General features: G+C 36.0%; 8 protein-coding genes. 5 read left to right on the top strand and 3 right to left on the bottom strand.

Annotated elements, in window-relative coordinates; all coding sequences use genetic code 11:
* Positions 1-197 precede the first annotated feature (197 nt).
* Positions 198-1,001, top strand: coding sequence for a DUF2490 domain-containing protein (locus ABIQ28_RS10420; protein ID WP_348036992.1), 804 nt, complete (start codon positions 198-200; stop codon positions 999-1,001).
* 16 nt (positions 1,002-1,017) lie between these two features.
* Here ABIQ28_RS10420 and ABIQ28_RS10415 read toward each other — a convergent pair whose 3' ends face one another.
* On the bottom strand, positions 1,018-1,899 hold the full coding sequence (locus tag ABIQ28_RS10415) for a helix-turn-helix domain-containing protein (protein WP_348036990.1): 882 nt from the start codon (positions 1,897-1,899) through the stop codon (positions 1,018-1,020).
* 246 nt (positions 1,900-2,145) lie between these two features.
* On the opposite strand from ABIQ28_RS10415, the gene ABIQ28_RS10410 reads away from it, so the two are divergent.
* Complete coding sequence (locus ABIQ28_RS10410) at positions 2,146-2,286, top strand: hypothetical protein (protein ID WP_348036988.1); 141 nt, start codon at positions 2,146-2,148, stop codon at positions 2,284-2,286.
* Between the two features lie 275 nt (positions 2,287-2,561).
* On the opposite strand, the gene mgtE is transcribed toward ABIQ28_RS10410, so the two are convergent.
* Positions 2,562-3,872, bottom strand: a complete 1,311-nt coding sequence (mgtE, locus tag ABIQ28_RS10405) for a magnesium transporter (protein ID WP_348036994.1) — start codon at positions 3,870-3,872, stop codon at positions 2,562-2,564.
* A 521-nt stretch (positions 3,873-4,393) separates the two neighbouring features.
* On the opposite strand from mgtE, the gene ABIQ28_RS10400 reads away from it, so the two are divergent.
* The 3 genes from ABIQ28_RS10400 (at position 4,394) to ABIQ28_RS10390 (ending at position 7,472) form a co-directional block, all read left to right on the top strand.
* Positions 4,394-5,107 (top strand): glycosyltransferase, encoded by a 714-nt coding sequence (locus ABIQ28_RS10400; protein WP_348036986.1) that lies wholly within the window; start codon positions 4,394-4,396, stop codon positions 5,105-5,107.
* Complete coding sequence (locus ABIQ28_RS10395) at positions 5,104-5,727, top strand: lipid-A-disaccharide synthase N-terminal domain-containing protein (protein ID WP_348036984.1); 624 nt, start codon at positions 5,104-5,106, stop codon at positions 5,725-5,727. The genes ABIQ28_RS10400 and ABIQ28_RS10395 overlap by 4 nt, the downstream gene beginning before the upstream one ends.
* A 98-nt stretch (positions 5,728-5,825) precedes the next feature.
* On the top strand, positions 5,826-7,472 hold the full coding sequence (locus ABIQ28_RS10390; RefSeq protein ID WP_348036982.1) for a glycosyltransferase family 39 protein: 1,647 nt from the start codon (positions 5,826-5,828) through the stop codon (positions 7,470-7,472).
* A gap of 566 nt (positions 7,473-8,038) precedes the next feature.
* Here ABIQ28_RS10390 and ABIQ28_RS10385 read toward each other — a convergent pair.
* Positions 8,039-10,117: glycoside hydrolase family 95 protein (locus tag ABIQ28_RS10385; protein WP_348036981.1), on the bottom strand; the 2,079-nt coding region annotated here is incomplete at its 5' end.

The raw sequence follows: 10,117 nt of genomic DNA, 5'->3' as shown, positions 1-10,117 counted from the left end.
TGTTTATGGCGATGAAATTGAGCAGACCGATAACCGTTCCATTTACGGTTTTGATAACAAATACATCCGACGCTTTGATTTGGAAAACAGTTCCAATCCGAAATGAGCCTAGTGCTATTTCAGAATTATGCTATGCACCAGGAACACCACTTACAGTAAAGGCAGGAATAAGTTATAAATTCTAAATTTTAGAACTCATGAAAAAAATATGTTTTCAAAACAAAACATTACTATTAGCGGTCATTTTTATGGCCGCTTTTTCCAATTCATACGCACAATTAAGTCCTCCGGGATTGGGGAAGGCAAAAACCGCCGCTTGGTTTGCGTTTGGTATCAAGCAGTCCTTAGATTCGCTGGAGCACAAAGTTTCCACAACCTATGTAGGTTTGGGATATAAAAGCGATCCTGATAATACCAACCCATTTACAAAAATGGGCATTTTGGTTTTGAATGAGGAAATCTCCAACCGTTTTCATAAAAACTGGGAATATTCCTATGCGCTGAGTTATAGACGTTCCAATCTTTACGATTCGTCTGCGCCCTATGAGAAATTATCCCCGGCAATCGAACAGGAATTTCGAGTTTATGGACGTTTTTCTTATATCACGGGCACGGATCACATCACATGGAAAAATACGATTAGACAAGAGTTTCGGAAATTCTATAATCCTGATTTCACTAAAACTGATGAGAATTTTCAGTTGCGCACCCGTTTAAAAACCCAATTGAATTTTGATCTTGGTACCCAGAAAATCCATCATATTATTGGAAGTGCCGAAGCCTTGTTTGCCATCAGTAAAGAGAATTATCCAAAAAATAACTATTCAAATTTCCAATATAAAGAAGCGCGTTTGGGACTTTATTATTCCATCACGCCGCAGGATATTCCATTCACCTTCGATTTGGGATATATGCACAATATCATCGGAAAATCAAATGTGGTGGACGTCAATTATTTAGCAATTGATGTGGTTTGGAAAAATCCGTTTGGCAAAAAGTAAAGGAGCAGAAAAACGTCTAAGAAGATCTTGACGAACGGTATTCAGTAGGTGTAAGTCCGGTAACTTTTTTGAACAATCTCGAGAAATAGGAGCCTGACTGATAATTGAGCTCAAAAGCGACTTGTGCTATTTCTTTTGAACTGTCCTGCAAAAGGATCTGACTATGAAGAATACTGATTTCATTGACCCATTGTTTTGGCGGTTTTCCCGTGGTTTCCTTCACGCATTTATTCAGATAATTATCAGAAAGATTTAATTTTTGCGCATAAAATCCAATCTCTTTGTGATCTACGTGGTGCTTATGAACGAGCTCACGAAAACGAAAAGAAATCGAGCTCATATGAGATAAAGCCTGATAGTTTTTATTTTCAGCACGTATAATTTTCAATAAAATGGATTCAAAGAGTAAGATACAGATGGTCTGGTTGGATTCAATATCCCGCAATTCTTCTTCAAGTAATCCAAAAATTCTAGTAATCCAACTTATGGTTTTCTCTTTGACAATCAAAAATGGAGTGGTATAAAAAAAGTTGAGATCCTTGCTGTTCAGAACGATTTTATCAACAATTTCATTTTCATAAACCACAAAATAGCCTTCCACGTCATCGGAAAGTTCTAAAGTAGCAGTGTAGTTTCCTTGTCTTATATTGATTGCGCCGTTGGCTTTAACCTCAAATACTGAGTTTTCCAGTTGTTGTTTTATCCAGCCCTTCGTCACGAAAATCAAAAAATTAAAGGACGTTTGATAGGGCGTGACGGGAATTACAATGTGCTTAAGATATCTTTCAATGCGATAACTCTGCAGGCTTGAAAAATTAAAAAGATCATGCCGCGAGACATTGGGCAAAAACATTTTTTTGTAGTCGTAGTTACTTATCAATCTTGAATTTGTTTTCATGTCTGAGCAGCTTTTCTCCCAAATTTACATAATACGATGCGTAAAAGGTATTACAAGTGCTAAATAATTGAAAATAGGTTGGTTGATGCCGTCTTGATTGTTGTATCTGGTTAAATACAAATCGGAATTTAAATTTGATGACCGTAAGTTCATACTTTTTGGTAGTGCTTGTGCGAAACGATTTTAGATTTAACCTAGAATAGAATCTCGTCATCAACCAGAATTATATCAAAAGCACACCAACAATTGGCGGGAGTTATTTCCGTTTCAGGAGCTATTTTAGACAGGTCCTTAATCACAACGTTTAATACTGTTCCGGGTGTGTTTTATCATGGCACTGCCAATCCTGTTGTTCCGTTTGCCATCGGTGCGCACCATCTTGCATGAGCAATGTAAACGGTTATTTAGTGGCATATGGCTCTAAAGGCTATTGTTGAAAAATTGGAACCGCTAAATGGTAGTTTTTTATTTCACAGCTATTTGAACGGGAAACCTGACATTTTAATTTTCCTCCTGAAGATTTGCACCAGGCTTTTATTTTTATCAATAAAGTTGTGTTTGATAACGAGTTTTATCAAGCAAAGATTTTAAATAGGTTCTGAGTTTTTGATTGTTTGGCTTGTGTGAACCTTAGTTTATATGTGTGTTTGCAACAGTTCTTCTCAAAGCAATTTCCCAGAAAGAAACATGGCTGCAATTGAAAAATAAATTACCAATCCGGTAACGTCTACTAAGGTTGCTACAAAAGGCGCTGATGCGGTTGCCGGATCTAAACCGGTTTTCCTTAAAACGAACGGAATTAAAGATCCTGAAAGCGTTCCCCAAAGCACAATAAAAACCAATGAACTAGAAACACTCAATGCCACTGGTATCCAATAGGGGCCGTAGTCATAAATACCTGTTTTTTGCCAAATTAGGATCCGTATAAAACCAATGACTCCAAGAATAGTACCCAGCAGTAATCCCGAAAATATTTCTTTTTTCATCACATACCACCAGTCTTTGAGTTGTAATTCTCTCAAGGCCAAGGCTCTAATAATCAATGAAGCTGCTTGGGAACCAGAATTACCGCCACTTGAAATAATAAGTGGTACAAACAAAGCTAAAACGACGGCTTTTTCTATTTCTCCATCAAAATGGGCCATTGCCGATGCGGTGAGCATTTCTCCTAAAAACAAAATCACCAGCCAACCCGCTCTTTTCTTTACCATTTCCAGCATCGGGGTTTTAGTGTAGGATAGATCCAAGCCCTCAACACCTCCAAATTTGTGAATGTCCTTGGTATCCCGATCTTTCATTTTGTCTAAGATGTCGTCAAAAGTAACAATGCCTACTAAAATATCATTACTCGTGATGACGGGCAAAGCAGAGCGGTCATATTTATCAAATATATTGAAGGCATCTTCAATGTTAATATTGGTATGGATAGCAATAAATCTCTTGTCCATAAGTGTGGAAATTTGCGTATCTGGCTCTGCCATTAGCAATTGACCAATTCTTAAATCATCGATCAGATGGTTGTCTTCATCAACGACATATACAAAATTGAGTGTTTCGGCTTTTCTTCCGAATTTTTTAATGTGGTCTAAAACTTTCGCCACGGTCCAATTGGGCTTCGTCTGTACATAATTGGGCGTCATTAATCGGGCGATACTATCTTTTTTATAACCTATTAAATTTAGGGCAATATCTTTTTCTGAATCCGATAAAAGATTTATTAAATGCCTGATAAGTTCATCCGGAAAATTTTCAAAAAGAGCCGTCCTATCGTCAGGATTCATATTGTTAATGAGCTCTTCAAGCTCCTTGTCGCCAAGGCTTTTTACAATTTCATGTTTTAACGAATCGTCCAAATAACTAAAGACTTCAGTTCTTTTATCTTTAAGCATTAAGAACGCCATATCTCTTTCCTTTCGGTTTAACAAAGCAAGATGTTCTGCGATATCAGCGGGATGTCTATCTTGAATTTGAATCATTTTGATAGTTTTTAAAGTCAAGTCTTAAAATAGGGCTTCAGGTAAAATTTTCCTGATAGGTATCGGAATTTCGCTGTTAATTGATCAATCGTATTTGGAGTATGATACTATAAAGATAAATGTAATCTTATTTCGATGTTCAGTTTTATTGCTTTTTTTGTGGCTTTGACTAGTGCTTAATTATAATTTGTCGCAAGAATTATCTCGATCAAACTGATATGAAATCTACACACTTGCGCTATCACAGGTTGATAGTCTACATTTTTAGGAGCTAAATGGCCGTTGACGAAATGATTTATAATAATCTTCTCTTAATAATTCAATTGTATTAATTTCATAAGAACTGAAACACAATCTCATTAAAAATATAACGAATACTTATAGGTCACTCATCGGTTGGAATTGATGGAAAGTTCCAAAAGACTTCTTAAAAAAGTATGTATAAATTTCGCTACACTTTTAGTTTTCATTAGAATCAATTACTTATCTTAACATTGTGTAAATCATCATGAAATTTTATGAGACACTCAATGACCATTGTAGTACCCGTCTATAACGAAATGGGCAACCTCCTTCGTCTCAGTAAAGAATTACAGAAGTTTATCGATCAATCAGAAATTAAATCGACTGTGATTTTTGTAAATGATGGTTCCACCGATGATAGTTTGAAAATCGTTAAGCAATTATGCAATGATAACTCAAGCTTCAACTATATTGATTTCGATAAAAATTATGGCTTAAGTGCGGCAATTAAAGCTGGTTTTGATTTTGCTGAAAGTTCTCATATAGCTTATATAGATGCGGATTTACAAACAAGCCCGATGGACTTTAATCTCTTGCTCCCATTTATTGATGACTATGATTTAGTCACTGGTGTAAGAATTGATAGAAAGGATAGCGTTATAAAGAAAATATCCTCTAAGATAGCGAATGGTATTCGACTTGGATTTACTCATGATGGTATAGACGATACTGGCTGTCCGCTCAAAATTATAAACTCAGTGTATGCAAAGCGCATCCCTATGTTTAAAGGACTGCATCGTTTTTTACCTGCTATGGTGCTCTTGCAAAATGGAAAAGTGAAACAAATTCCTGTTAGGCACTTTCCAAGAATCTCAGGAGAAACAAAATTTGGACTTTGGAATCGAATTATTGGCCCCTTAGCAGATTGCTTCGCATATTTATGGATGAAAAAAAGGTATATCAACTACCAAGTTTCAAGTAGAGGATGAGTCATTGGCTTATATATAGCATTGGTTTTTGTGCACAATTTTTGTTTTCAAGCCGTTCGATTTTACAATGGATTGCTTCCGAAAAAAAAAAGAAAGTATTGACACCTGTATTGTTTTGGCAATTGAGCTTGCTGGCTTCTTTTTTACTTTTTATATATGGCTATTTGCGTAATGATTTTGCAATTATGTTTGGTCAGATATTTACCTATTTTATTTATATAAGAAATATGCAATTACAGGATAGTTGGCGATTGTTCCCTAAATTATTTCGATGGTTTCTTTGTGGTTTCCCACTTTTGATTTTGTTTTTTGGATATAATAATCAAGTTTACGATAGGGAATTGCTTTTTAATAATTTAGAGATCCCCTTTTGGCTTTTATGGTTTGGTATTTTAGGGCAAGTGGTTTTTACATTGCGGTTCGTTTATCAATGGCTATATTCTGAAATAAGAAAAAAATCATCCTTGCCTATGGGTTTTTGGGCTATGAGCTTATTTGGTTCTGTTTTGATATTAATATACGCCATTCTGCGAAAAGACCCTGTCTTGTTTATTGGCCATGCCTTGGGTGTTTTTCTCTACGGTAGAAATATTATTATTATTCGTAAACAGGAAATCTGATGGCGAATTCATGTTCAGTATTGGCATTGACAGAAGAACTTTATATAATCTTTAGATTCTAGTCAGAATTTTAAATTTTCAAATTAAATGTTTAAGAATTGAAAAAAACCATCGACTCTTATTTTTTATTATTCGTTTGTTGTGCATTCGGTGTTCTAATTTTAGGATTGGGTAATTATGGTCTCGCGGAAACAAGTGAAGCGAGATATGCTGAAATCAGTCGTGAAATGGTTGTTTCGGGCGATTATCTCAACCCAAAACTACTAGGTGTCTTCCACTTTCATAAACCACCAATGGTTTACTATATCACTACCTTGGGCTACCGTATTTTTGGTGTAAATGAATTTGGTGCCAGATTTTTTTTGCAGGTGGCCATTGCCGTTCAATTGCTGCTTATTTATGGTATGGCTAATTTGCTTTTCACAGATAAAAAAATAGCATTTGTTTCTGGTATAATATATTTTACAATGCCTATCGTGATTATTTCAAGCAGAAACCTTACAACAGATGCTTTTTTGACCACTTTTATATTGACCTCAATTTACTGTTGGCAATATTATACCATCAAGTTAAAGGTGCTTTTTTTATATCTTTTTTATGTATTTGTGGGCTTGGCTCTACTGACCAAAGGTCCTGTGGCATTACTGTTTATTCTGACCTACATCATTGCTTATAAATTTATTTTTAAAAAGAAATCCAACATTAATGTCCATCATATCATTGGTTTTCTTTTGTGCCTTACAATTGGCGCAAGTTGGTATCTTATGGTAATTGCCGACAATCCGAAGCTCTGGAATTATTTTGTGGAAAAACAATTAGTCGCACGCATGAATTCTAAGGCCTACAACCGTTCAAAGCCCTTTTGGTTTTATTTACCTTTAATTGTCGGGTTGTTGTTCCCTTGGTGGCTTGGGATCCTTCCAAAGTTGAAATCAAGATTCAGCCAGCTTTCAGGAATGAATCAACAGAATAGGCTTTTGTTGATGGCGGCCTTTGCGCTGTTCATCTTATTTTCGATGTTTAGTACAAAGCTCATCATGTACATTTTACCTGTTTTCTGGATGTTGGCGATATTTATCGCTTCACAATTGCAAACTATGCCTTTAGTATCCAGAAAGATTATTACAATTGGGTTTTTGTCTTTTTCCGCCCTTTTGTGTGCTGCATTGGTTATATTTTACGGGTTGGATTTGGAGAGTGTCCATGTTTCAATATTGCCGGTCATTGTTGGTTTTCTGGCCTTAGTAATAGTGTTGGTTGTCAATTTTTTTATTCAAGATAGCCACCGCTTAAAACCTGTTTTGTTGGCTGCTGTTTTTAGTGTTTCCCTACTGTTGATTTCAAGTCAAATATTCAATAAAAACAACTCATTGATAAATTCTACAAAGCAAATTGTGGACTTCACAAAATCGATGTCTGGCGATAATAAAAACACCATTTTTGTATATGACTATCTCTTAAGTTCGATTCCATTTTATACCGATGCCGAGTTTATAACCCTCAAATTCAATCACGATACTACAGAAAGAGAGATTCAATTTCAAAACGACGATAGTTGGAAGGAGCATCTTTGGGATATGAATGATAAACAGATCGTTAGCAAGGTAAATGAACGTTTTAAATATAAAAACACCTATCTATTTGTGAGAAATGCCAAGGACTTGGATCAGGAGTTTTATTTTTTAAAGGAAAATTTCAAAAGAAAAAAAATGTTTCCAAAATGGACTATTTATTACAATGATTAAAACTTAGGATTTACTTGATATTCTCTTTAAAATAAATTTAGATATATATTAAAGATCACTATTGTCCGGAAAAGAATTATGACACTTCGACAAGATCAGTAACCGCCGCTCCGCTGATAGAACCAAGACTAAACACGTAATTAATTGAAAATATGGGCTGTAAAATTCATAATTAGAATGGATTATGATGTTTTAGAAATAGTTTTCAAAAACCGAGAAATGAAGGGGATTGAGGATCAAAAACGTTGAAAGAACTTTATTGATCACTATTCTCAGAAAATCAACGCAACTTTAATCGGACAACAATGATTAAAGATATAAAATAGCGAAACATCCTTTTTGATAAGAATACTTATTCTATATCTGTTGTTTGCCATATCATAGGAATTGCAATTATTTTGGGTAAACTCTTTGCTACATATTTGGTAGAACTGAATGATTTAGTTGAACATAATTACATTCAACTTCGTTTTTTCGCTATGGAAATTATCTTCCTTTTTTAATATCCGAAAACTCTTCTTATCTTTTTCATAAAACTGGAGCTCCTAAAACCATGGTTTGGTCGTTTAATTTCGGGAACTGGAAATCTCGTCCATTATTTTTCCATTCTTAACAGGAGAATATGTCATTCCACTTTTAGTTTGTAAGACCATTTCTCTCCCTGCATAACGAAGTTTGCAGATCCCGCCGTTTTTGGACATAACTTTTAGATCCATAAGTTTTCCAGATTCCCATTTTATATCAACTATAAAACCTCCTCTTGCAGCCAAACCTTTTACCTCTCCATGCGCCCAATCTTTAGGCAACGCAGGAAGTATTGATAATTCATCGGATTGGCTTTGAAGTAACATTTCTGCAATTCCTGCCGTACTCCCAAAGTTAGCGTCAATTTGAAAGGGTGGATGAAGCCCAAACAAGTTCGGACTTAAACTTTCTGAAATGACTTTGTGCAAGTTGATTTTTGCTAGTTCTGCATCTCCCAATCTTGCATATTGATTGATCAGCCAACTTGCACTCCAACCCGTGTGTCCGCCACCATTTTTAATTCTAAAGTCCAAGGATTGACGTGCGGCTTGAGCCAATTCGGGTGTTTTGTTGACGTCTATTTGATATCCAGGATGCAATGCGAATAAGTGAGAAATATGACGATGACCAGGTTCTACTTCTTCAAACTCTTCATTCCATTCCATTAAGCGTCCATCACTGCCAATTTTTGGCTGTGACAATTCTTTTTGTGCAGCCTTTATTTTAGTTAAGAACTGGTCGTTAATATTTAATGCTGTTGAAGCGTCAATATAATTTTTAAAAAGGTGCCAGATGACCTGTTGATCATGTGCTGGCGCCATGCAAATCTGGCTACGGGTGCCATCTGGTGCTAAAAAAGTGTTTTCTGGAGAGGATGACGGGCCGGACACCAACTCTCCTGTTTCAGGATCTTTAATTAACCAATCTATATAGAATTCAGCGGAAGCTTTTAATATTGGGTAGGTTTTTTCTAAAAACGCCTTGTCTAAAGTAAAGTAATAATGTTCCATAATGTGAGTGCTTAGCCATGCGCCCCCGCTTATGTGCATTCCCCAACTTGAATCTTCTCCAGGAGATGTATATCCCCAAACATTTGTTACCGGATGTAAAATCCATCCTTTAGCATTGTAATGCACTTGAGCTGTTTTAGCGCCCGGTTCTTGAATAGACGCTAACAAATCAAATAAAGGCAAATGCATTTCACCTAAATTGGTTGTCTCGGCTGGCCAGTAGTTCATTTGGACGTTCACATTGGTATGATAATCTCCATTCCATGGCGTTTGGATTTTATCTGTCCAAATTCCTTGTAAATTTGCAGGTAATGTACCTGGTCTGGAGGAAGATATTAACAAATACCTTCCATATTGGAATAGTTTTTCAATCAGATAGGGATCTGAAGGGTTGGTTTTAAAATTTTGAAGACGAACGTCTGTGGGTATGGTATCGGGTTGGGATGTCAAATTTAAACTAACTCTCTTGTAATAATTTTGATAGTCTTTTTTATGAGTATCTAAAAGCACATTATAGCTTTTTTGTTTGCTTTGTATTAAGTTGGCATTAGTAATTGTTTTGTAATCTCTGCCTTTATAGGTAGGGTAATCTAAGAGGTAGTCGGTTGAGGCGCTCAAAAGCAAAGTAACTTCATCGGCATTTTCCACGGTAATTCCAGCGTCAGAATAGTCAATATGACCTTTTTTATGGACAGCAGTTAACCGCGTCATGTATTGCAATCCTTCACCTCCTTTGCCATCGGATAATGTGCCCTGCATAATCAATTGCTCATTTGAGGCCGTAGTTGTGAATTTTTCTGGTCTTGTAAGCTGGCCTTTAAAAGAGATTTTCCCTGGTTGATCAGCAGTCAGTTTAACCACCATGACTTGATCTGGTTCGCTTACAAAAATCTCTCTTTTAAATCGAACTCCGTTTTGAGTGTAGCTTATCCTTACCACGGCATCCTCCAAATCCAGTTCACGATGATAGTTTTCAAAAGAAATGTCATTATCAAAATCCAACCACAAATCTCCTAAGGTTTGAAACGAGCCATAAGGTATATTAGCACCGTTGCCACCTGTTCCGACACCTTTGCTGATTTGGGTTTTTCGGGTTAAGGAACTGGCTTC

This window comes from Gelidibacter sp., from assembly GCF_039916245.1.
In the GTDB taxonomy this organism is placed as follows: domain Bacteria; phylum Bacteroidota; class Bacteroidia; order Flavobacteriales; family Flavobacteriaceae; genus Gelidibacter.
This window is presented reverse-complemented; position numbering and strand designations above follow the sequence as displayed.